We start from the raw sequence: 22,435 nt of genomic DNA, 5'->3' as shown, positions 1-22,435 counted from the left end.
CCGTTTTCCCCGGATTCGCTCGCATTGGGGATCTGGCGTCACTCGCATCTACCGAAACAACCCTCTTATCGGGCTCCCCAACCAGCACATCGTGGGCTTAACTTATGTGCCATGACCTCCCCCCGCGCCACCTACGGCGGCGGTTACTACTCCGCGCCGTCGTTCCCCGACACCCCGATCTACGACTCCCTGGTCGCGGAGCGGGGCACGCCTCAGATCGCCCCGATCCGAGTGCCTGCCGCGTACGACACCGGCAACAGCTATCTGCCGGCGCTCCCCTCGGCCATGCCCGCCCTCCCGGCAGGCCCCTCGTCCGCTCCCTCCTACGGCTCGTACGGCTACCCGCAGCAGCAGATGCAGCAGCCGATGCCGCTGCAGCACGCGCCCGCGCCGTACATCCCTCAGCAGGCATCGGTGCCGCGCGGGTACCCCGGGCCCCAGCCCCAGCAGCAGCAGCGTCCGGTGCCCACCGGATACGAGGCGATGCGCCCCGCAGCGGCGCGCCCCGCGCCGGCGCCCGCCCCATACGACGACCCGTACAACCGTCCGTACCAAGGCCGGGGGTACTGACCGGCCGGGTGTCAGTGGTGGCTGGCACTATGGCTGTATGACCAACCCAACCATCCGCTCCATCCATGTCCACCCGGTCAAATCGGTGGCGGGGTACGCACTCGGCGAGACGGCCGTAGAGCCGTGGGGACTCGCGGGGGACCGTCGGTGGACGCTGATCGACCCCTCGGCCAAGGTGGTCACCCAACGCCAGCAGCCACGGCTGGCGTTGGCCCGTGCCGAGACGATGCCGGACGGCGGGATCCGGCTGACGGCGCCCGGGCACGAGTCTCTGACCGTCGCCGTTCCCGAGCCGGTCGGGACTGTCGCGGTCGAGATTTTCGGGGACAAGGTCGAGACGGTGCCTGTCGGGGGGCCCGCGGACGACTGGTTCAGCGACTATCTCGATGCCGAAGTGCGGCTCGTCCACCTCGACGACCCGGCCAATCGGCGCCCCATTGACCCGGAGTACGCGCTCCCCGGCGAGACCGTCCATCTCGGCGACGCGTATCCGCTGCTGGTCACCACCCTCGCCTCACTCGACGCGCTCAACTCCCTCATCGCACAGGGTGATCACGCCGACGAGGGTCCGCTGCCCATGACCCGGTTCCGGCCGAATGTCGTCGTCGACGGCACAGCGCCCTGGGCCGAGGACGACTGGCGGCGGATCGCGATGGGCGAGGTCACCTTCCGGGTGGCCAAGCCCTGCGGCCGCTGCGTCATCACCACCACCGACCAGCGCACCGCCGAGCGCGGCAAGGAGCCGCTGCGCACCCTCGCCAGGCACCGCCGCGTCGGGGAAAAGCTGGTCTTCGGGCAGTGCCTGGTGCCGGAGCGGACCGGCGTCATCCGAGTCGGCGACGCAGTCACCGTCCTCGCCTAGGCCCCCGACCAGAACCTGCCGGAAGCGGGAACACCCCGCGGTGACCTACGCGTTGGACTGGTGGCGGGATGAGTGGGGGGTGACTTTCCTCTCTCTTCGCGACACCCGTGCTTATGCCCCGCCGTACAGGGCTATGACGGACGCGGAAGGGGGTGCAGGACAGTGCGAACAGCCACAGGCGTCTGGCGCTGGCGCCACAATCCCCTGCGCCGTGCGACCGATCTCTTCGAGGCGTGCGTGGCGCTGGTCGCCGCCGTACTTCTCGTCACCGCGGCCCCGGCCGTCGGCTGGATCACCGCGAACCTGACCGACGAATCGCTGCGCCAGTCGGTGCGCATGCAGCGCCAGCAGCGTCATGCGGTCACCGCGACGGTGCTGAGACCGGCCCCGCCGCACAAGCCCGCCCCGTACGACCCCGAGTCCTCCGCGGCCGGCGAGCAGCGCCGGCCGGTCGTCGCGAAGTGGACGGCGGCGGACGGCAGTCGGCACACCGGCACCGTCTCCACCGTGCTGCGGACCGTCCGGCCCGGCGACACGTTCACCATCTGGACCGACCCGGCGGGCCGGATCGTCAATCGCCCGATGGACGCGGCGACCGCCGGTGTGCACGCCGTCCTGGCGGGGATCGGTGCCGCGTTCGCCGCCGCGGGGCTCGTCGAATGCGCCAGACGGCTGGTCGTCTGGCGACTCGTTCGACGCAGATACGCGCGCCTCGACCGGGGCTGGGCCGCGGCGGGCCCCGACTGGGGTCGTACGGGCGCCGGCAGCTGACCGTCACGTCTCGTCAATCCCCGCTCGTCGCGCGCGCTACGGTTGGGCAATCCCCTCGGGGGTCAGGGGGCGTCCCCCTCAGAGACGCGGCGGAGCAGATCACGAGGTGGGGGCAGAGCAGCACCATGGCACAGGGCACGGTCCAGGTGACGCACACCGGCACATCGCGGTGGCGGCGCCGCACGGGCGAGTACCCCTCACTCGCCGCAGCCCTGGAGGCCGCAGGGGACGGTGACGTCCTCACCATCGCGCCGGGGACGTACCGCGAGAATCTCGTCGTCCAGAGGGCGGTCACGCTGCGCGGCTCCGAGGGCGCGGTCGGCTCGGTGCGCATCGCGCCCGCCGACGGAGTGCCGCTCACCGTGCGCGCTTCCGCCATCGTCCAGGACCTCCATGTGGAGGGGCAGGACGCGGCTGCGCCCGCGCTGCTGGTCGAGGACGGCACTCCCGAGTTGATCGATCTGCGGATCGTGACCCGTTCCGCTGCCGGTCTCGAAGTGCGCGGCGGGGCCCGCCCCACCGTCCGCCGCTGCACCGTCGATAATCCGGCGGGGGTCGGTATCGGCGTACTGGACGGCGCCGGCGGGGTGTTCGAGGAGTGCGAGGTGGTCTCGGCCGGTCAGTCCGGCGTCTCCGTCCGCGGCGGCGCGCATCCGAGGCTGGAGCGCTGCCGGGTGCATCACACCTCGGGCGCGGGCCTCAGCGTCACGGGCGAGGGCAGTGGCCTCGACGCGATCGGCTGCGAGGTGTACGAGATCAAGGGCACTGGCGTCCAGATCGCCTCCCGTGCGAGCGCCCATCTCACCGACTCGACCGTGCACCGCACTTCGGCCGACGGCATCACGCTCGACACGGACGCCGTGCTCACGCTCGCCGACTGCGACATCCACGACATCCCGGAGAACGCGATCGATCTGCGCTCCCGGTCCGTGCTCACGCTCACGCGGTCGACGGTGCGCCGCTTCGGGCGAAATGGCCTGTCCGTCTGGGACCCGGGCACGCGGGTGGACGCCAACCAGTGCGAGATCCATGACAGTACGGGCGACTATCCAGCCGTCTGGGTCAGCGACGGCGCGACCGTCGTGCTCGACTCGTGCCGTGTGCACGACGTCCCCGACGCGATCTTCGTACTCGACCGCGGTTCGCGCGCCGATGTCGTCGACAGCGATCTCTCCCAGGTCCGCAACACCGCGGTGTCGGTGAGCGACGGCGCGACGGCGCAGCTCGACGACTGCCGGATCAGGGAAGCCTCCACCGGCGCCTGGTTCCGCGACCACGGCAGCGGCGGCACGCTGAACGGCTGCACCATCGACGCCGCGCAGACCGGCGTGATCGTCACCAAGGGCGCCGATCCGCTGATCGAGCGCTGCACGGTCATCTCGCCCGCCGAGGCCGGCTTCTATGTGTCGGCACAGGGCCGCGGCACTTTCCGCGGCTGCCAGGTCACGGGCAGCGGAGGCTACGGCTTCCATGTGATGGAGGGCTGCCGCACGACGCTGAGCCGCTGCCGCACCGAGCGCTGTGCGCGCGGCGGTTACGAGTTGGCGCAGGACGGGTCGGTCGTGGAGGACTGCACCAGCGACGAGAGCGGTGTACGGCCCGGGGCCGAGCAGACGACGGCTGTGCTGACCGCAACCCAGTCGCCGGGACTGCTCGGCGCGATCCCCGACCAGCGCGCTCCCGAGGCCGCGCCGGACGAGCCTGTACGCACCTCGGACGCGGTCCTCGGCGAACTGGACGCGCTGGTGGGCCTGGACAGCGTCAAGCGCGAGGTCCGCACGCTCACCAACATGATCGATGTCGGCAGGCGCCGCCAGGAGGCGGGACTGAAGGCCGCCTCCGCCCGCCGGCACCTGGTTTTCACCGGCTCCCCCGGCACCGGCAAGACGACCGTGGCACGGCTGTACGGCGAGATCCTGGCCTCGCTCGGGGTACTGGAGCGCGGCCATCTCGTCGAGGTCTCCCGGGTGGACCTGGTCGGCGAGCACATCGGCTCCACGGCGATCCGCACCCAGGAGGCGTTCGACAAGGCCCGCGGCGGGGTCCTCTTCATCGACGAGGCGTACGCCCTGTCTCCCGAGGACTCCGGGCGGGACTTCGGCAAGGAGGCCATCGACACGCTGGTGAAGCTGATGGAGGACCACCGGGAAGCCGTCGTGGTGATCGTCGCCGGGTACACCGCGGAGATGGAGCGGTTCCTGTCCGTCAACCCCGGTGTGGCATCCCGTTTCTCACGGACCATCACGTTCAGCGACTATGTGCCCGAGGAACTGCTGCGGATTGTGGAGCAGCAGGCCGAGGAGCATGAGTACCGGCTGGGCACAGGCACCGGCGAGGCGCTGCTGAAGTACTTCACCGCGCTGCCCAAGGGTCCCGCCTTCGGCAACGGACGCACCGCCCGTCAGACCTTCGAGTCGATGGTGGAACGGCACGCGGGCCGGGTCGCCGAGCTCGCCGAGGCGAACACCGACGACCTGACCCTGCTCTACCCGGACGATCTGCCCGAACTGCCCTGATCTTGGGTCTGCGTCTGGGTCTGCGCCTGGACCTGCGCCTGGACCTGTCGGGGGACGGCCGGCGTCAGCCGGTCGAGGAGCTCCCGGCGTTCCTTGTCGAAGGCTTTGTCGGCCTGGTATTCCGAATGGCCGAGGATCGGTTCGGGCAGCGGGTGCCGTTCCGAACGCCCGTACACCACCGGGTCTTTGAGTGCGTCCCGGTCCACCGCGAGGTGGCCGCCCTCCGCGGGGACCAGCACCGGCCCGCCGATGGGGTCGGTGCGCCGCCACAGATTGCGCCAGCAGTTCACTTCGCTGCGTAGTTCGCGCAGGGCGACGGGTCCGAAGTACGCGGGGAACCAGCGGCCGTAGAGCCGCTCCAGGGGTGATCCGTACGTCAGCAGCGCCACCCGGCGGCGGGTGGCGGGAGGCAGCTGCCAGACAGCCGCCGCGGCCAGCACACTGCCCTGTGAATGGCCGGAGATGACGAGCCGTCCGCCGGTGAGCCCGATCCAGGTGCACATCCGCCAGGTGAGGTCGGGGACGGCGCGCTCCGCGTAGCAGGGGGGTGCGAAGGGGTGTGCCGCGCGCGGCCAGAAGGTACCGACGTCCCAGAGGATGCCGATGGTGCGCCTGGCCGAGGCGTCACGGTAGGCGCGTCGGCCCCAGGTGACGAAGAGTATGAAACCGAAGCCGATCAGCCAGGAGCCGACGGACTGCGCGGCCTCGGCTGCGGACTCGACGAATCCGGCGCTGTTGCCGAAGGCCTTGCCGGGCACTTCGCCGCTCGCCCAGGCGCCGGCGACCGCGCCCGCGCCGAGGAGCAGGGTTGCGCCGGAGACGATGCCGACGATCCAGGGGGCGGCGTCGGTGAGGGCGGCCCGGGCGCGGGTGCCCGCGATCCGCCGGGTGCGGACGGTGTCCGGGCGAGCCTCGTCGTAGTCCGCCTCCACCGGGCCCGCGAGACGGCGGGCCTTCAGCCAGGTCCGCACGGCAAGGACGACGGCGGGGACGAACAGGACGATCAGCAGCACGGGGATGACCGAGGCCTGCCAGCTGAGCAGCACCGGAGGCCCGGGAATCGAACCCTCGCCGTCCATGCCCGGCGTGCCGGACCCGTCGAGCCAGTCGGCCACACGCTGGGCGACTCCACCGGTCATCACCCCGCCGAGGGCGCAGGCCAGCATCGCGACGGCGGGCCCGCCGAGGCCCGTCATGGCGGTACGCGGGTGGCGCGCGCGGCGGTGCAGGAGCCATGCGGCCACGGCGAGTGAAACGACCAGGGCGCCCTGGACGAGGGCGATGACGCGGAAGGTGACATCGCCGGGGAGCGTGGCGGTGGAGACCCAGCCGGGGCGGGACCAGGAGGCGTACAGCAGGGACAGCGCGAGCAGTACGAGGGCACCGCCGGGCAGAAGGCGGACGGCCGCGCGGTCGATGCGGGCGTCGATCCGCCGCTCGCTGCGGCCCCTGCGGATGACGACCCACAGCACGGCGAGCAGCCCCACGACGAGAGCTGCCTCCAGCAGGAGGCCGCAGACTTCCAGCGCCGTGCCGGCAGCTCGGCGGTCGTGGCGGGCGGCCGCTCCGGCGACCGCGGCGGAGACGGTCAGGAATCCGGCGGCGGTGTGCGCGGCGCGCAGCCGGGCGACCAGTCTGCGGCCGTACCAGAATCCGGGCCTGCCGAGCGCGGGCCGCACGACCGGCTCCTTGCCGCCCTTGGCCTCGCTCGCGCCCTCGCCCTCTCCCTTGTCCGTGCCCTTGCCCTTGCCTTTGTCCGAGCTCTCGCCTTCGCCTTTGTCCCTGCCCTTGCCCGCGCCTTTGTCCGTGCCCTCGCCCGCGTCGGCGTCCTCGTCCGTGTCCTCCCCCGGGCCTGCCTCGCCCTCCCCCACGTCATCGCCGGTCGGCGGTCGCTGGGATTCGTACGCGCTCCAGGTGCGGCTGGAGAGGTACCACAGCAGCCCCACCAGCGCGGCGGGAACCACCGCGGCGAGCGCGAGACGGCGGCCCGGTTGCGACCACCAGCCGCCCTGAGCGCTCGACAGGAAGCCGAGCCAGGAACTCTCCCGGGTGCAGTCGGGCGAGCCCGCGCACTGCCACGCCAGCAGGTCCAGCGCGACCTCGCAGGCGGCGGCGGTCAGCAGCACAGTGAGGCTGAGCGCGACGAGCCGCACCAGCACTCCGTATAACCGGGTCGTCCTGGCGCGGCCCTTGGCGCGGGGCCGCATCCAGTGCGCGAGATTGACCACCATGAAGGGGAGCAGCAGCAGCCACAGGGCCCGCGCGCCGTTGCCCGAGGTGAGGTTGGACCAGCAGTACGCCTCGGGAATGGGCCGGTCCGTATATCGCTCGGGGTGGCGCTCCGCCTCCTCGTCGTCGGTGCGGCGGAACACGGCGGCCTTCTCGTCGCCGGAGATCCGGACGGTACGTGGGTCGCCGAGCATGTCCTGCGGGGTGGCGCCGCCGACGCCGTGGACCAGCAGTTCCAGCGCGGGCCCTCCGCTCTGCGGGACCGGAGTGGCAGGGGACACTTCTGTGACTCGCTCTCTCGATGGGAGGATCGATCAGTGCGCGGCCGCGCGGCAGTTCATGACCAGAATCCCGGATCATGGCAGCTCACCGCACGGCTCTCACGGAATCTCCCCGAGCCCGTGCCGCGTAGCCCGTGCGAGGATGAGCCACCTTCGTCACAGGCGGTGCAGGACAAGCGGTGTACGCGCGGTGTACGACGAGACGGAAGGACCGGCCCCGGCAGTGACCGACAACCAGAATCTGCTCGCGGAGCAGCGGCGTGCCCTGATCCTGGACGAGGTGCGCAGGCGCGGCGGGGTGCGGGTCAATGAGCTCACCCGCAAGCTCAATGTTTCCGACATGACGGTGCGCAGGGATCTGGACGCCCTGGCCCGGCAGGGCGTCATCGAGAAGGTCCACGGCGGCGCGGTGCCGGTGGTGGAGGCGAGCACACACGAACCGGGGTTCGAGGCCAAGTCCGCGCTGGAGCTGAGTGCCAAGGAGGACATCGCGCGGGCGGCGGCGCAGATGGCGGTGCCCGGCAGCGCGATCGCGCTGTCCGGTGGCACCACGACCTATGCGCTGGCGCACCATCTGCTGGAGGTGCCGGACCTGACGGTGGTCACCAACTCGGTGCGGGTGGCGGATGTATTCCACGCGGCGCAGCGGGCGGGTGCGGCGGGCGGCCAGCGTTCCGGCGCCGCGACGGTGGTCCTCACGGGCGGTGTGCGTACGCCCTCCGACTCGCTGGTCGGCCCGGTCGCCGACCAGGCGATCCGCTCGCTCCACTTCGATGTGCTGTTTCTCGGGGTGCACGGCATCTCGGTGGAGGCCGGGCTGTCCACGCCGAATCTGGCGGAGGCCGAGACGAACCGTCGCTTCGTCCAGGCCGCGCGCCGGGTCGTGGTGGTCGCCGACCATACCAAGTGGGGAACGGTGGGCCTGAGTTCGTTCGCCCGGCTCGCGGAGGTCGACACGCTGGTGACGGATGCGGGGCTTTCTGCCGAGGCGCGTGAGGAGATCGCGGAGTATCTGCCCGGCCTGGTGGTGGCGGGCGGTCCCGAGGTCGCCGACGGGCAGGGCGGCTGAGGGCCGGTGGCCGTCTTCCGGATCTCACGGGCCGTCACACTGCCCGCCGACGAGGCATGGCTGCGGGTCACCGACTGGCGGGGGCACGCCGCTCAGGTGCCGTTGACAATCGTGTCCTCGGTGACGCCGTCGCCCACCCGGGTCGGCACGGTGTTCGTGGCGCGTTCTGGAATTGGCCGCTCCGGAAGTGGCCGTTCCAGAATTGGCCGTTCCCGGCTCGGCCGCCCCGAGCTCGGCCGCTTCGGCTTCGACGATCCGATGGAGGTCGTCCACTGGCGGCCTCCCGATGGCGGCGCTCCGGGGTTGTGCCGACTGGAGAAGCGCGGCCGTGTGATCACGGGCTGGGCGGAGATCGAGGTGCTCCCGGAAGGGCCCGGCGCCGTGGTGGTATGGGTGGAGGAACTCCATATCCGGCTGGTTCCACGGCTGTTGGACCCGCTGGTCGCCCGGGTGGCGCGGCTGGTGTTCGGCCGCGCGCTGGACGGACTCCTCAACCGACCGGGGCCGACGGCCACGGATGCTGCCGATGCTGCCGATGCTGCCGGTGCTGCGGACAACTGACGGTCTGCCAGCTATGGTGTGCGGGCCCCGCCCCACCCCTCTCCAGCCGGAGGTACAGTCCATGGCACGCCGACTCCGTCCCGTGGAACTCGACTTCGTCGAGTCAGCCCCGCTGCGCCTGGTCTTCTCTGCCGAAGTGTCGGCCTCGCCCCAGGCCGTGTACGCAGCACTCGCCGAGGATGTCGCGGGCTGGACCTCGTGGTTCAGCGCTGTCAGCTCGGCCAGGCCCACCCATGGGGGCGCGGGCCGCGAGATAAGACTCAGGGGCGGCGTCCTCTTCCGCGAGACGATCCTGGCCACGGACCCTGGCGAGCGGTACGCCTACCGCGTCGACGAGACCAACGCACCGGGCCTTCGTGCGCTGTTGGAGGAGTGGCGGATCACCCCCGCCGCGAACGACGCCAGGGTGCGGTGGACCTTCGCGGCGGACGCCCCGGCGCCGATGCTGGCCGCTTTGAAGCTGAGCCGCGCGGGGCTGGCCACGTCCTTTCGCGGCGCGGTGCGCAATCTCGACCGCAGGCTCACCCGGTCCGCCGCGCAGTGACCTGAACCGACGCGGTCAGCCGCGCCAGACACCGCTGTCCAGGAACTCCTCGATCGCCGCGCTGTACGGCGCGATGTCCAGGCCCTGTTCGTCCAGCCAGGCGTCGGAGTAGTACTTGTCGAGGTAGCGGTCGCCCGGATCGCAGAGCAGCGTGACCACACTCCCCTTGCGCCCGTCGGCCACCATCTCACCGATGATCTTCAGTGCGCTCCACAGGCCGGTACCGGTGGAGCCGCCCGCCTTGCGGCCGATGGCGGCGTCCAGGGCCCGTACGGCGGCGACGCTCGCCGCGTCCGGCACTCTCATCATCCGGTCGATGGCCCCGGGCACGAAGCTCGGTTCCATGCGCGGCCGTCCGATGCCCTCGATGCGGGAGCCGCAGTCGCTGGCGGCGTGCGGGTCATGGAGCGTCCAGCCGTCGAAGAAACAGGAGTTCTCCGGGTCTGGGACGCAGATGCGGGTGTCGTGCTGCATGTAATGGACGTAGCGGGCGATGGTCGCCGAGGTGCCGCCGGTGCCGGCCGTCGCGACGATCCACGCGGGCTCGGGATAACGCTCCAACTTCAGCTGCTGGTATATCGATTCGGCGATGTTGTTGTTGCCGCGCCAGTCGGTGGCCCGTTCCGCGTAGGTGAACTGGTCCATGTAGTGACCGCCGGTCCGGTCCGCGAGCGCCGCCGACTCCTCGTACATCTTCCGCGAGTCGTCGACGAAGTGGCACTGGCCGCCGTGGAATTCGATCAACCGAATCTTCTCGGCGCTCGTGGTGCGCGGCATCACCGCGACGAACGGGACGCCGATCAGCTTGGCGAAGTACGCCTCGGACACCGCGGTCGATCCGCTGGACGCCTCGATGACCGGCTTGCCCGGCCGGATCCAGCCATTGCACAGGCCGTACAGGAACAGCGACCGCGCGAGTCGGTGCTTGAGGCTGCCCGTCGGATGGGTCGACTCGTCCTTGAGGTAGAGGTCTATGCCCCACTCCTCGGGCAGCGGGAATCGCAGCAGGTGGGTGTCGGCCGAGCGGTTGGCGTCGGCCTGCACCTTGCGCACCGCCTCCTTCAGCCAGGCCCGGTACTCCGGATCGCTGCGATCCACATCGACGGTCGGCATCGCCTCGCCCGTCACAGGCTTCCCACTGGTGCTCATGCGCGCCGTTCCTCCTCCTGCCGACTCCAGCCCCCACCCGCCACAGTAAGCCCCTCACCTGCAAAAACCTTCACTTTGGGCATCCATAGGGGTCACTTGCAGGGCTGGACTTGCCCGGGTCCTTCCACACGCACTGGTGCGTACGGCCGGAGTTGTGCAGACTTGCCAGCAGGAAACGGTTTGAAGGGGGCGGAGTGTCCATGGGGATGGCAGAGCCGGAATTCAGCGCTACGGGCGTCCGGATCGAGCGGTGGCCGCGCTCGCTGACGAAGGCCGGACAAGTGCTGATCAAGGACGGCAGGCTGGCGCTGCTCACCAGCTACGGCCGGGTGATCGAGAGTGCTCCTGTCCGCGGGGTCAGGGCGGGCAAGCCCTGGTTCGCCGATGAGGCGAGCACGGTGGCGACGGTCAACGGCAAGAGGTACCGGCTCACGATGGGGCAGCGCAGCCGCAGGCCTGACGGACGGGCGCTGGCCGGGCGCTTCCTCGATGCGGTGCGCGGCGCCGGCGGCGCCAGGAGCTGAGAGTCCCTGCCCGGATGCCGCGAGTTGCGGGACCGTGGTCAATGGTTCACGCTGGTCTCACATCACTCAGGGTGCACCGGCGGTCACGATGTGGTTAGTTCCGCCGGACAAATCAGCAGCCAGCCAACTGCTGGATCCGATCCTTCGTCTTCTTCCGGACCTCATTCGGGGAGTCGCAGCCGTGATCAGCCAGCCAAGCAGGCACTGCACGGTGGAGCTCCATGCCCTGCCGTCGCGGATCGGTCAGGTCCGCAGAATCATTTCGGCGCAACTGCGCTACTGGCATCTCGATCCCTTGATCGACCAGGCGGCGCTCGGCGTCACCGAGTTGCTGACCAACGTCCACCGGCACGCCGAGCCGGACAAGATGTGCACGGTGGAGATCGAGTTGCTGCTCGACCGGCTCACGGTCTCGGTTCATGACCACGATCCACGTATCCCGACTGTCGGGGACACCGACCTCTACGCCACCTCCGGCCGCGGCCTCGCGCTGATCGCGGCGGTGAGCGAGAGCTGGGGCGTACGGCCCCAGGGCGACACCGGGAAGATCGTCTGGTTCACCCTCTCGGCCCCCTCGCCCTTGGCGCTTCCGCCGTATCCGGTGGTGCACGGGGCGACGCCCGACGGCCCCTTGCGCGAACACGCCACCGTGCGGTCAACACTGACGCGCTGACCGGGGCTCCGCCCCGGCCCCCAGCCCCTTCGGGCATGGAGGGCCCCCACCTCGGTAGGCAGGACAGCCGCACTATTCGGTGGCGATGGCGCGCAGCACGTCCAGGCGTGCGGCGCGGCGCGCGGGCCGCCGGCCCGCGACCGCTCCGGCCACCAGCCCGACCAGGGCGACCACCAGAAGCTGCACCGGCGGTACGGCGAACGCGAAGGCGGTGTCGCCTGCGCCCTCGGACGCCTTCACGAGCACCCAGCCGAGCAGTGCGCCGAGTGCCAGGCCGCCCGCCGTGCCAAACGCGGCGACCAGCACCGACTCGTAGCGCACCATGGAGCGCAGTTGGCTTCTGGTCTGTCCGACGGCACGCAACAGGCCGAGTTCCCTGGTGCGTTCGTGGATCGCGAGGGTCAGGGTGTTCGCGATGCCGAGCAGCGCGATCACCACGGCGAGCGCGAGCAGGGCGTAGACCAGGGTGAGCATCATGTCGATGGCTCCGGCCGCTGCCTGGGCGTACTCGTCGCGGGTCTGCACCTCGGGATTGCCGTACGCCGCCGCGGTCCTCTCCACCGCAGCCGTGCCATCGGCGGTGGACACCCCGTCGTTGAAGCTGACGGCGATCAGGGTGTCGGAATCCTGTCCCCGGTGCGGTGCCCAGGCGTCGCGGGTGATGACATAGTCCCCCGCAAGCTCCGACTGTTCGAAGACCGCGCGGACCGTGAACGTCCGCTTCTGACCGTCGGCGAAGGCGAGTTCGGCCGTGGAGCCTGCCTGCCAGCCCCGCTTGTCCGCCTCGGTGTCCGCCACGGCCATGCCGTCCGTGCCGAGCCCGTCGAGCGAGCCCCGCACGGTGCCGAGGTCGAATGCCTTCCCGAGCGCGACCGGGTCGGTGACGGTGAGCTGCCGTCCCGCGCCGTCGACCTCCGCTATGCCCTTGCCGAGACCGACCGCGGTCCGCACCTCGGGCTGCGCGGCGATGGCCGGGGCGAGCTTCGGGCTCAGTCCGCTGCCGCCCCCGCCGAACGCCGGGGCACTGACCGCGACATCGCCCGCGAAGGACCGGGAGACCGTCTGGTCCATGGTCGCCTTCAGCGAGGCGCCGAAGACAGTGAACAGGGACACGACGGCGACGCCGATCATCAGCGCGGTGGCGGTGGCGGCGGTGCGCTTGGGGCTGCGCAGGGCGTTGCGTTTGGCCAGGCTGCCGGAGACTCCGGGCAGCCGGTCGAGCGGCCTGCCCAGGATGCGTACGGCGAGCGAGGAGGCGACAGGACCGAGCACCACGAAGGCGGCCAGGGTCAGCACCGCGCCCGCGGCGGCGAGCCAGATCGACGGGGAGGCGACGACGCCGACCAGGATGATGCCGATACCGGCCAGCACGACGCCCGTTCCGGCGTACGCACGTGTCCGCGAGGCCGCCGAGTGATCCACGCCCGTCTCACGCAGCGCCGCCAGCGGGGCGGTGCGCCCGGCACGTACCGCGGGCATCACGGCAGAGCCGATGCAGACAAGCAGGCCGACTGCGAGCGGCAGCAGCATCGAAACGCCGCTGATCACCAAGCTGCCTTCCGGGAAGGGGAAACCGATGAGGGGGAAGAGCGCCTGCAGCCCGGCGGCGATGCCGATGCCGCCGAGCAGGCCCGCGGCGGACGCGACCAGTGCGACGACAGCCGACTCGGCGAGCGTCGATCCGGCGATCTGACGGCGGGATGCGCCGAGCGCGCGCAGCAGCGCGTTCTCCCGGGTGCGCTGGGCGATGACGATCGCGAAGGTGTTGTAGATGGAGAAGGTCGCGACAAGCAGCACGATGCCGGAAAAGACCAGCAGCAGAGTGGTGAACAGATTCAGGAACTGACCGGAGATCATGTCCTGGTTCTCCTCCGTGGACTCCTGTCCGGTGATCGCCTCGACTCCCTTGGGGAGTACGGGCGTCAGCGCGTCCACGAGTTCCTGCTGGCTGGTGCCGGGTCCGGCCCGCACCTGGATGGACGCCGCCTCGCCCGGCTTCGGGGTGAGGTACTTCTCGGCGTCGGCCTGGGTCATTCCGGTGTAGGTGACCTGGGCCATGCCGTCCTCGCCGCCGAAGGTGGCCAGCCCGACGACGGTGACCTTCACCGGGTCGGGGGTGCGCAGCACGGTACGGTCGCCGATCTTCAGCCCGCCCTTGTCGGCGGCGCCACGGTTGACGACGACCTCGCCGCTCCTGGCCGGGGTACGTCCCTCGGCCAGCTGGTACGGGTTGAGTTCCGGGTCGTCGATCCAATTGCCGGCGACGGTTGGCGGACCCTGCCCGCCGATGGGCTTGCCGTTGGAGCCGACCAGCTGTCCGGCGCCTTGGATGTTGGGCACGGTGGCCGCGACACCGGGCGTCTTCTCGATCTTCGAGACGAGATCCGTGCGCACGGGCTGCCGGGTGCCCTGGCTCTCGCCGGAGACGGTCATGACGTTGGAACTGCGGACGACTGCGTCGGTGCCGCTGTTGGCGCCGGCAAACATGGTGTCGAAGCTGCCGCGCAGCGTGTCGCCCATGACGAGAGTGCCCGCGAGGAAGCCGACGCCCAGCAGGACGGCGGTGAAGGTCCCGGCGAAGCGGCGTTTGTGGGCGCGCAGCGAGTTGAGGCTGATGCGCAGGGATGCGCGACTGCGCTCATGTCCTCGCCCCCTTGGCGTCGAAGGCCTTCAGCCGGTCGAGGACGCGATCGGCGGTGGGGGCCTCCATCCGGTCGACGAGGCGTCCGTCGGCGAGGAAGACGACCTCGTCGGCGTGGGCGGCTGCGACCGGGTCGTGGGTGACCATGACGACGGTGCGGTCCGTCTGGCGTACCGCGCGGCCCAGGAGCCGCAGCACCTCTTCGCCCGAGCGGGAGTCGAGGTTGCCGGTCGGCTCGTCGGCGAAGACGACGTCGGGCCGGCCGCCGAAGGCGCGGGCCACGGCGACGCGCTGCTGCTGGCCGCCGGAGAGTTCGCTGGGCCGGTGGTGCAGCCGGTCGCGCAGTCCGACGGTGTCGACGAGGGCGTCGAGCCACTCCCGGTCGGCCCGCTCCCCGGCAAGGTCCATGGGGAGCGTGATGTTCTCGGCGACGGTCAGGGTGGGGATGAGGTTGAACGCCTGGAAGACGAAGCCGATGCGCTCGCGCCGCAGCAGGGTGAGCCTGCGGTCGTCGAGCGCGCTGAGATCGGTGTCGCCGATGAGGGCGGAGCCCGAGGTGAGGGTGTCGAGTCCGGCGGCGCAGTGCATCAGCGTCGATTTGCCGGAGCCCGAGGGCCCCATGATCGCGGTGAAGCGGCCGACGGGGAAGTCGACGCTCACCCCGTCCAGGGCCCTCACTTCGGTGTCGCCCTTGCCGTAGATCTTCACGGCGTCGACGACTCGGGCCGCGGTGCGGGTCCGGGTGACGGTGGCGGTCATGCCGCACCGCCCTTGCCCGCATGGCCGAACTGCTCGTCCAGCACGGACAGCCGCCGCCAGTATTCGTCCTCGTCGATCTCACCGACGGCGAAGCGGCGGCCGAGCAGCGCGATCGGCGAGTTCTCGCCGTGCGTCGAGCCGGGCCCCCCGGTCGGGCGGAGTCCCTGCCAGGGGCCGCGGCGGCCGCGCCACACTCCGGTGCGGCGCAGGAAGGTGACAACGCCGACGACGACGGCCGCCCAGATCAGCGGGAAGAAGAGAATCCACGGGCCTGGCCCGTCGGCGTGCGCCAGGGTGTTCATATCGGCTCAGCTCCTCGGTGGCGATGGTGGTGCGTAGGTTGCTTGTCGCCTTTGAGGCTCCCGCCGGGAGGGGGTCGAAGTCGTCGTACGGGCAGCGGCACTGCGCATACCACCCCGGGAGTATTCAGGGCTTCCGCGGCTGCTCCCGGGCGCCGCCCGAGCACACGCTCCGCATCCGTCCGTAGTGTCCGCACTCCGCAGGGCACGCGCCGTCCGCACCGTCCGCGATGCCCGCAGGGCACGCACCGTCCGCGATGCCCGCAGGGCACGCACCCTCCGCGATGCCCGCCCGGTCCTCGGGAACGTGCCCGCGCGCAGGTTGGGCCCGCGCCATCGCCGTCGGCTGTGCCCAGAGACGTCGGCTGAGCCTAGAGAGAGTGTTCCGGCTCGCGTCGCAGCCGACGACGCACCCGGTCTTCGTGGATGAGGCGTCCCACGAGCGCCCCGCCGTAGACGACCACGCCGACGCCGACGAGCCAGGACTGAATGACCAGCACGGTCCCGAACGGGCCGTAGGTGACCGCGCTCGACGCGATCAGCGGTGAGAAGACGAGCTGCGAGAAGACCCGTAGGCCGAGCATGCCCAGGGCCGTCGCCATCGATCCGGGCACCAGGGCCCGCCAGCGGACCCGGCCGCCGAGCAGCACTCGCTGGGACAGCCAGAAGAAGATGAAGGTGCCGATCAGATCGGCCAGAGCGCCGAGGATCGTCTCCCAGAGGGCGTCGGTGGGCACGGGCGTGCTGGCGAATACCACCAGCGAGAAGACGAGCAGGGCCAGCCAGACGACATGGCGCCACATGGTGTGCCAGCGGGCCGTCGGCAGGTCCCAGACCTTCTCGTAGCCGGTCTGCACCGCCGAGCCGAAGGTCAGACCGAAGACGGTGAGCGCGGCGAGACCGAACGCGGTCGTGCGCTGCAGCGCCTGCCCCGGCACCCCGAACAGCCGCTCGACCTCGTCCAGGGACGGCTCCGAGACCCCCAGCGCCTGGCCCAGCCAGCGGGCGAAGCCCTGTCCGCTCGCCGGGTCGGCCGACGCGACGACGATCAGGAGCGGTACAAGCGTCAGAAAGCCGAGTGCGGCGAAACCCATCGCGCGGTGCATCAGTTCCATCGCGCGGCCGCGGTTCCAGGCGAGCCCGAGGGGTGACGCAAGAATCCTGCTGTACAGGTTCTGGAGCCGGTGCGCATGATGCTCCGCGCCGGAGGGCTTATGGGTCATAGGTCGTCGCCTACCCGAAATGTCGCCACGAAGCGTCCATCGTGCCCCCGGACGGGTGCCGTCGCGTGTCAGCCGAGAGCGCCCAGCGGGTCGTCCAGTACCGGCTGCCATGCCAACTCCGCCGCTCCCACCAGGCTGTTGTGCTCCAGCGTGCAGGGCAGGATCGGCACTCCGCCACTGCGGCCCCACAGACTGCGGTCGGCGACCACGGCGCGCAGCCGCTCGGGGTCGGCGTCCAGGAGTTCGCGGTGCAGTCCGCCGAGGATGATCCGGTCGGGGTTGAGGATGTTGACCAGGCCGGCGAGCCCGAGGCCGAGGCGGTCGATGAGTTCCTCGCCCGCGTTGCGTACGGCCGGGTCGTCGTACTCCGTACGCAGCAACTGCCGGGACTGCTGCAGCAGCGAGACCTCGGGACCCGGGTCGCGGCCCGCTGCGGTGAGGAAGGCGAGCGGGTCGGCCTCGACGTCGAGGCAGCCGCGGCTGCCGCAGTGACAGGGGCGGCCCTGGGGGTTGACGGTGAGATGGCCGACCTCGAGGGCGAGGCCCGAACTGCCGGTGTGCAGACGGCCGTCGAGGACGAGTGCGCCGCCGACGCCCCGGTGCCCGGTGGCGACGCAGAGCAGATGCTGGGCGCCGCGGCCCGCGCCGTGCCGGTGCTCGGCGAGCGCCGCGAGGTTGACATCGTTGCCGGTGAAGGCGGGGCCCTGGATGCCCGCCGCCCGCACTTGCCCGGCGAAGATGTCCCGGACGGGGGCGCCCGCGGGCCAGGCGAGGTGCAGCGGGTTGAGGGCGGTGCCGTCCGGCTCTGCGACAGCGGAGGGCACGGCGAGACCCGCGCCCACGCACCGTCGCCCGCTCTCGCGCAGCAGCGCGGCGCCCGCGTCGACGACCTCGCCGAGCACCTGCGCGGGGTCGGCGGAGACGGTGACGCAGCCGGGGGCGGTGGCGACGGTGCGGCCGCCGAGTCCGACCAGCGCGGCGCGGAATCCGTCGGCGTGCACTTGGGCGGCGAGGACGACGGGGCCCGTGTCGTCGACGGAGAGCCGGTGCGAGGGTCGCCCCTGGGAGCCGACGGCGGCGGGCCGGGAGTCGACCCGGATGAGACCGAGCGCTTCGAGTTCCGCGGCCACCGCTCCGGCGGTGGCTCGGGTGACGCCGAGTTCGGCGGTGAGCACGGCGCGGGTGTGCGCACGGCCCGTATGAACCAGTTCCAGCGCGGGGCCGAGCGCGCTGCGGCCCCTTTCCAGCCTTGCTTTGGTGGTCGTCGCCTTGCCGTTCATGGTGGCGAGTCTCCCATGATCCGGGCGCTGAGCAGCCGTCTTGTCGGGATCGGGGCCTGGCCCTATGCTGAGTTTGTGCCGCACCTAAACAAACTACTACGGACGGCCGCTCCGGGGGGACCTGGCGGAGAACCCGCCCCAACCTCCCTGTTCCGCCTCCGTACCGCGCTGACCGTGTTCTTCGCCCTCGACGGCTTCCTCTTCGCCGGCTGGGTGGTCCGAATCCCCGCCATCAAGCAGCAGACCGGCTCGTCGGCGAGCGATCTGGGCCTGGCACTGCTCGGCGTCTCGGCGGGCGCCGTGGTGACAATGACGCTGACCGGCCGGCTGTGCCGCCGGTACGGCAGCCATCCGGTCACCGTGGCCAGTGCCCTACTGCTGTCACTGAGCATCGCGCTCCCCCCATTGACGCACTCGGCGCTCGCCCTCGGTCTTGTGCTGCTGGTCTTCGGTGCGGCCTATGGCGGCATCAATGTCGCGATGAACAGCGCGGCGGTCGATCTCGTCGCGACCATGCGACGGCCCGTCATGCCGACCTTCCACGCGGCGTTCAGCCTCGGCGGCATGATCGGCGCAGGACTCGGCGGCCTGGTGGCGGGCGGCCTCTCCCCCGTCACGCATCTGCTCACCCTCACCGCTGTCGGCCTGCTGGTCACCGCCGTCGCCGGACCCGTACTGCTGCGCCACCCGGCGCCGCCCGCCGGGCCCGCGGCAAATGCGCCGGCACCGCGCCGGCTGAAGGGGCGTACGCGCCGACTCGTCGTCCTCTTCGGCGTGATCGCGCTCTGCACGGCGTACGGAGAAGGCGCGATGGCCGACTGGGGCGCGCTCCACCTCGAACAGGATCTGCACGCACACCCCGGCGTAGCCGCTGCCGGGTACTCCCTCTTCGCGCTGGCCATGACGGGCGGACGACTCACCGGCACGGCCCTGCTGGAGCGACTCGGCCAGACCCGCACCCTTGTCGCGGGCGGGACGACGGCCGCGGCCGGCATGCTGCTCGGCGCGCTCGCGCCCAGTGTGTGGCTCGCGCTTCTGGGCTTCGCCGTCACCGGTCTGGGACTCGCGAACATCTTCCCGGTGGCGGTGGCCAGGGCGGGCGCGCTGGCCGGCCCCGGCGGGGTCGCGGCCGCGTCCACGCTCGGCTACGGCGGGATGCTGCTCGGGCCGCCCGCGATCGGCTTCCTCGCCGACTGGTTCTCGCTGCCGGTGGCGCTGACGACGGTGGCCGCCCTCGCGGGTGGCGCGGCGCTCATCGGGTACACGGCCCGCAATGCGTCGGCGCCGCGGGGCAACTGAGTAGGCGTACTCAGGCAGGTCCGCCGCCCCGGACGCACCATGGGAGCAATGACGTCCACGCGGGGAGAAGGACATGAACTCTGAACGGCTCGGCACGCTGACGCAGCTCGCCTTCGGCAATCGCGCCTCCCAGGCGTATCTGGCGCTGGTCGCCGCGGCGACGGTCTACGTCACGATCGACACTGTCTTCGTCCATCACGAGGACGCCTCGTTCGCCGGCATATGGCTGTTCCTGCTGGCCGCTCCGACTGTGTTCGGCTTCTTCTTCGTCGGCTCGATGTTCGGCGACGCGGTCTCCTCAGCCGCGTGGTTCATGTACACCGCACTGGTGATGTCGGTGCTCATCCAGTCGGTGGCCCTCGGCTTCTTCGTGCGACTGCTGCGCGGACGCCCGCGCTCCGCGCACCCCCAGGGGGCTTGAGCCCAGTGGCACAATCTTCCGCATGGAGACCGCCGAGCTGATCAAATCCCTCGTCCGAGAGGGCCGGTTGCTGGCCGCGGCAGCCGTCGAAGCGGGCCCCGGCGCGACAGTGCCGACATGCCCCGGCTGGCAGGTGCGGGACGTGCTCAGGCACACGGGCATGGTCCACCGCTGGGCGACGGCCTTCATCACCGAGGGGCACCTCCGCTTCCGCCCCGCCGATGAGGGCTCCGAGCTGGACGGTGACGAGCTGGTGGAGTGGTTCAGGGACGGGCACGGTCTGCTGGTTGCGGCGCTGAGCGAGGCGCCCGCGGACGTGGAGTGCTGGACCTTCCTGCCCGCACCGTCACCGCTGGCGTTCTGGGCCCGGCGGCAGGCGCACGAGACCACGATCCACCGCACGGACGTCGAGTCGGCGCTGGGCGGTATACCCGGTCCGATCGCCGTCGAGTTCGCGGTCGACGGCATCGAAGAGCTGCTGACCGGCTTCCACGGCCGTTCCCGGAGCCGGGTGCGCTCCGAGGCGCCGCGCTCACTGCGCATACGGCCGGTCGACACCGATGACGTGTGGACCGTATGGGTGTCGACGGACGCGCCCCGCACCGAGCCCAGCGAAGAGGGCCCCGCCGACTGCGAGTTGAGCGGCACGGCCGAGCAGCTCTATCTGACGCTCTGGAACCGGCTGCCGCAGACCGCGGTGTCCGTCACGGGCGACGCGGAACTCGCCGAGCTGTGGCGCGAGCAGTCCGCCGTCACCTGGTCCTAGACGATCGGACGGACTTACGCGGACGGGCCCGGCAGCATCCGGGACAGCACCGCGCGCTGGAGAGGCTGCACCTCGGCATGGCGTGCCCGGCCGGCTTCGGTCAGCGCGACCCGCACACCCCGCCGGTCCTCGCTGCACATCCCGCGCGTGACAAGACCGTCCTTCTCCAGCCGCGCGACCAGTCGCGACAGGGCGCTCTGGCTGAGATGGACCCGGGACGCCAGCTCCTGGACGCGGAAGGCAGACCCGCCGTCGTCCGCCCGCTCTTCGGCGAGCACATCGAGGACCTCGAAGTCGCTGGCGCCGAGCCCGTGCTGATGCAGCTCACGGTCGAGTTCGCAGATCGTACGGGCGTGCAGCGCCAGGACGTCCCGCCACTCATCCACGAGCGCTCGCTCGGACTTCTTCGCCGCCATGAACGCACGTTAGCAGAGAATGCGCACTTTGTTGCATCGGAATTAAATGCACTTGCATTGAATGCATGTGCATGTACTGTCCTCCCCATGACCTCTCCGCTCACCAACCCGGTAGTGCAGGAGCGCTGGAGCCCACGGCTGTGGGGCACACTGCTCGTGCTCTGCGCCGCGATGTTCCTCGACGCCCTCGACGTCTCGATGGTCGGCGTCGCCCTGCCCTCGATCGCCACCGATCTCGAGCTGTCCACCTCGACCCTGCAGTGGATCGTCAGCGGTTACATCCTTGGATACGGCGGCCTTCTGCTCCTTGGCGGCCGGGCCGCCGACCTCCTCGGTCGGCGCCGGGTGTTCCTGATCGCACTCGCCGTCTTCGCTCTGGCCTCGCTGTTCGGCGGACTCGTCGACTCCGGACCGCTGCTGATCGCCAGCCGCTTCATCAAGGGACTGAGCGCCGCGTTCACCGCGCCCGCCGGGCTCTCCATCATCACCACCACCTTCAAGGAGGGACCGCAGCGCAACCGCGCGCTGGCCATCTACACCACCTGCGCCGCCACCGGCTTCTCCATGGGCCTGGTGCTGTCCGGGCTGCTCACCGAAGTGAGCTGGCGACTGACGATGCTGCTGCCCGCGCCCATCGCCCTGATCGCACTCGTGGCCGGCCTCAAGCTGATCCCGCGGAGCAGCCGTGAGGACTCCGGCAAGGGTTACGACATACCGGGCGCCATCACCGGCACCGCCTCGATGCTGCTGCTCGTCTTCACCGTCGTAAAGGCCCCCGAGGCCGGCTGGGCCTCGGCCCGCACCCTGCTGTCCTTCCTGGCCATTGCCGTACTGCTCACCGCCTTCGTCAGCATCGAACGGCGCAGCTCGCACCCGCTGATCCGGCTGGGCGTGCTGCGCGCGGGCAGCCAGATCCGGGCCAATCTCGGCGCGGCCTTCTTCTTCGGCAGTTACATCGGCTTCCAGTTCCTCGTCACGCAATACATGCAGTCCCTGCTCGGCTGGTCGGCACTGCAGACGGCGCTGGCCTTCCTCCCGGCGGGCGCGCTGGTCGCGCTCTCCTCGACGAAGATCGGCTCAGTCGTCGACCGGTTCGGCACGCCCCGTGTGATCGCCGTCGGCTTCTCGCTGATGGTGGTCGCGTACGGACTCTTCCTCCGGATAGACCTCACGCCGAGCTACGCCGCTGTGATCCTGCCGTCGATGCTGCTGCTCGGCGCGGCCTGCGCGCTGGTCTTCCCCTCGCTCAACATCCAGGCCACCAATGGTGTCCAGGACCATGAACAGGGCATGGTCTCCGGCCTGTTGAACACCTCGATCCAGGTCGGCGGGGCCATCTTCCTTGCGGTGGTCACCGCGGTGATCACCGCGGGCGGCAGCGAGGGCGGCTCCCCGCAGGAGGTGCTGGACAGCTTCCGGCCCGGCCTGGTGGTGGTGACGGTGATCGCGGCGGCAGGACTGCTCATCACACTGACGGGACTGCGCACCCGGCGCGGAGCCGGCCACCACAAGACGGTCCTGGTCGCGAAGTCCGTACCGGATTCCGAGCCCGAGCGGGTGGCGGTCGGCGACTGACCGACGC

Annotated in this window: 21 protein-coding genes; 13 read left to right on the top strand and 8 right to left on the bottom strand. The window is 70.8% G+C overall.

All coding sequences use genetic code 11. The annotated features are described in order from the left end of the window. The first annotated feature begins 111 nt into the window (after positions 1-111). The 4 genes from J7E87_RS04670 (at position 112) to J7E87_RS04655 (ending at position 4,719) form a co-directional block, all read left to right on the top strand. Positions 112-570: a DUF6643 family protein gene (locus J7E87_RS04670; RefSeq protein ID WP_215090173.1), complete on the top strand. Its 459-nt coding sequence runs from the start codon at positions 112-114 to the stop codon at positions 568-570. 37 nt (positions 571-607) lie between these two features. After that, the gene (locus J7E87_RS04665; protein WP_215090171.1) at positions 608-1,432 is read left to right on the top strand and encodes an MOSC domain-containing protein; all 825 of its coding nucleotides are present in this window, start codon (positions 608-610) and stop codon (positions 1,430-1,432) included. A 162-nt stretch (positions 1,433-1,594) separates the two neighbouring features. Next, a complete protein-coding gene (locus J7E87_RS04660; RefSeq protein WP_215090169.1) occupies positions 1,595-2,203 on the top strand; it encodes a hypothetical protein in 609 nt (202 codons plus the stop codon). A gap of 125 nt (positions 2,204-2,328) precedes the next feature. Next, positions 2,329-4,719 carry a right-handed parallel beta-helix repeat-containing protein gene (locus J7E87_RS04655; RefSeq protein ID WP_215090167.1) on the top strand — a complete coding sequence of 797 codons (2,391 nt, stop codon included), beginning with the start codon at positions 2,329-2,331 and terminating at the stop codon, positions 4,717-4,719. Here the strand turns inward: J7E87_RS04655 and J7E87_RS04650 are convergent. Continuing rightward, positions 4,689-7,229, bottom strand: a complete 2,541-nt coding sequence (locus J7E87_RS04650) for a hypothetical protein (RefSeq protein ID WP_215090165.1) — start codon at positions 7,227-7,229, stop codon at positions 4,689-4,691. The genes J7E87_RS04655 and J7E87_RS04650 overlap by 31 nt on opposite strands. Positions 7,230-7,452: 223 nt before the next feature. Between J7E87_RS04650 and J7E87_RS04645 the strand changes: the two genes are divergently transcribed. From J7E87_RS04645 to J7E87_RS04635, 3 genes are all read left to right on the top strand, one after another. Continuing rightward, a complete protein-coding gene (locus tag J7E87_RS04645) occupies positions 7,453-8,298 on the top strand; it encodes a DeoR/GlpR family DNA-binding transcription regulator (protein ID WP_215090163.1) in 846 nt (281 codons plus the stop codon). A gap of 6 nt (positions 8,299-8,304) precedes the next feature. Further along, positions 8,305-8,859, top strand: coding sequence for an SRPBCC family protein (locus J7E87_RS04640; protein ID WP_215090161.1), 555 nt, complete (start codon positions 8,305-8,307; stop codon positions 8,857-8,859). A 61-nt stretch (positions 8,860-8,920) separates the two neighbouring features. Then, on the top strand, positions 8,921-9,403 hold the full coding sequence (locus J7E87_RS04635; protein ID WP_215090159.1) for an SRPBCC family protein: 483 nt from the start codon (positions 8,921-8,923) through the stop codon (positions 9,401-9,403). 15 nt (positions 9,404-9,418) lie between these two features. Here the strand turns inward: J7E87_RS04635 and J7E87_RS04630 are convergent, their stop codons facing one another. Further along, positions 9,419-10,552 (bottom strand): PLP-dependent cysteine synthase family protein, encoded by a 1,134-nt coding sequence (locus J7E87_RS04630; RefSeq protein WP_215090158.1) that lies wholly within the window; start codon positions 10,550-10,552, stop codon positions 9,419-9,421. 200 nt (positions 10,553-10,752) lie between these two features. On the opposite strand from J7E87_RS04630, the gene J7E87_RS04625 reads away from it, so the two are divergent. Together J7E87_RS04625 and J7E87_RS04620 are read left to right on the top strand one after the other, a co-directional pair. Then, positions 10,753-11,076 (top strand): hypothetical protein, encoded by a 324-nt coding sequence (locus J7E87_RS04625; protein WP_215090156.1) that lies wholly within the window; start codon positions 10,753-10,755, stop codon positions 11,074-11,076. 181 nt (positions 11,077-11,257) lie between these two features. Next, the gene (locus tag J7E87_RS04620; RefSeq protein ID WP_215090154.1) at positions 11,258-11,749 is read left to right on the top strand and encodes an ATP-binding protein; all 492 of its coding nucleotides are present in this window, start codon (positions 11,258-11,260) and stop codon (positions 11,747-11,749) included. 72 nt (positions 11,750-11,821) lie between these two features. On the opposite strand, the gene J7E87_RS04615 is transcribed toward J7E87_RS04620, so the two are convergent. The 5 genes from J7E87_RS04615 to J7E87_RS04595 all read right to left on the bottom strand — a co-directional run bounded on the left by J7E87_RS04615 (position 11,822) and on the right by J7E87_RS04595 (position 17,951). Then, on the bottom strand, positions 11,822-14,371 hold the full coding sequence (locus tag J7E87_RS04615; RefSeq protein ID WP_215090460.1) for an ABC transporter permease: 2,550 nt from the start codon (positions 14,369-14,371) through the stop codon (positions 11,822-11,824). 16 nt (positions 14,372-14,387) lie between these two features. After that, the gene (locus tag J7E87_RS04610) at positions 14,388-15,149 is read right to left on the bottom strand and encodes an ABC transporter ATP-binding protein (protein ID WP_215090152.1); all 762 of its coding nucleotides are present in this window, start codon (positions 15,147-15,149) and stop codon (positions 14,388-14,390) included. After that, on the bottom strand, positions 15,146-15,451 hold the full coding sequence (locus J7E87_RS04605; RefSeq protein WP_215090150.1) for an SHOCT domain-containing protein: 306 nt from the start codon (positions 15,449-15,451) through the stop codon (positions 15,146-15,148). Before J7E87_RS04605 ends, J7E87_RS04610 begins: the two co-directional genes overlap by 4 nt. A gap of 368 nt (positions 15,452-15,819) precedes the next feature. Then, a complete protein-coding gene (locus tag J7E87_RS04600; protein WP_215090148.1) occupies positions 15,820-16,671 on the bottom strand; it encodes a YhjD/YihY/BrkB family envelope integrity protein in 852 nt (283 codons plus the stop codon). A 68-nt stretch (positions 16,672-16,739) separates the two neighbouring features. Beyond that, the gene (locus J7E87_RS04595; protein ID WP_215090146.1) at positions 16,740-17,951 is read right to left on the bottom strand and encodes an ROK family protein; all 1,212 of its coding nucleotides are present in this window, start codon (positions 17,949-17,951) and stop codon (positions 16,740-16,742) included. A gap of 75 nt (positions 17,952-18,026) precedes the next feature. Between J7E87_RS04595 and J7E87_RS04590 the strand changes: the two genes are divergently transcribed. The 3 genes from J7E87_RS04590 to J7E87_RS04580 all read left to right on the top strand — a co-directional run bounded on the left by J7E87_RS04590 (position 18,027) and on the right by J7E87_RS04580 (position 20,437). Next, positions 18,027-19,250 carry an MFS transporter gene (locus tag J7E87_RS04590; RefSeq protein ID WP_215090144.1) on the top strand — a complete coding sequence of 408 codons (1,224 nt, stop codon included), beginning with the start codon at positions 18,027-18,029 and terminating at the stop codon, positions 19,248-19,250. A gap of 73 nt (positions 19,251-19,323) precedes the next feature. Then, a complete protein-coding gene (locus J7E87_RS04585; protein ID WP_215090142.1) occupies positions 19,324-19,671 on the top strand; it encodes an SCO4225 family membrane protein in 348 nt (115 codons plus the stop codon). Positions 19,672-19,693: 22 nt separating this feature from the next. Beyond that, the gene (locus tag J7E87_RS04580) at positions 19,694-20,437 is read left to right on the top strand and encodes a maleylpyruvate isomerase family mycothiol-dependent enzyme (protein WP_215090140.1); all 744 of its coding nucleotides are present in this window, start codon (positions 19,694-19,696) and stop codon (positions 20,435-20,437) included. Positions 20,438-20,451: 14 nt separating this feature from the next. On the opposite strand, the gene J7E87_RS04575 is transcribed toward J7E87_RS04580, so the two are convergent. Then, on the bottom strand, positions 20,452-20,853 hold the full coding sequence (locus tag J7E87_RS04575; RefSeq protein ID WP_215090138.1) for a MarR family winged helix-turn-helix transcriptional regulator: 402 nt from the start codon (positions 20,851-20,853) through the stop codon (positions 20,452-20,454). 87 nt (positions 20,854-20,940) lie between these two features. Here J7E87_RS04575 and J7E87_RS04570 point away from each other — a divergent pair, with 87 nt between their 5' ends. Beyond that, a complete protein-coding gene (locus J7E87_RS04570; RefSeq protein WP_215090136.1) occupies positions 20,941-22,428 on the top strand; it encodes an MFS transporter in 1,488 nt (495 codons plus the stop codon). Positions 22,429-22,435 lie beyond the last annotated feature (7 nt).

It is taken from the genome of Streptomyces sp. ISL-1, from assembly GCF_018614585.1.
Classification (GTDB): Bacteria; Actinomycetota; Actinomycetes; order Streptomycetales; family Streptomycetaceae; genus Streptomyces; species Streptomyces maoxianensis.
The sequence above is the reverse complement of the archived record's forward strand: the minus strand, read 5'-3'. Positions and strand labels throughout refer to the sequence as shown.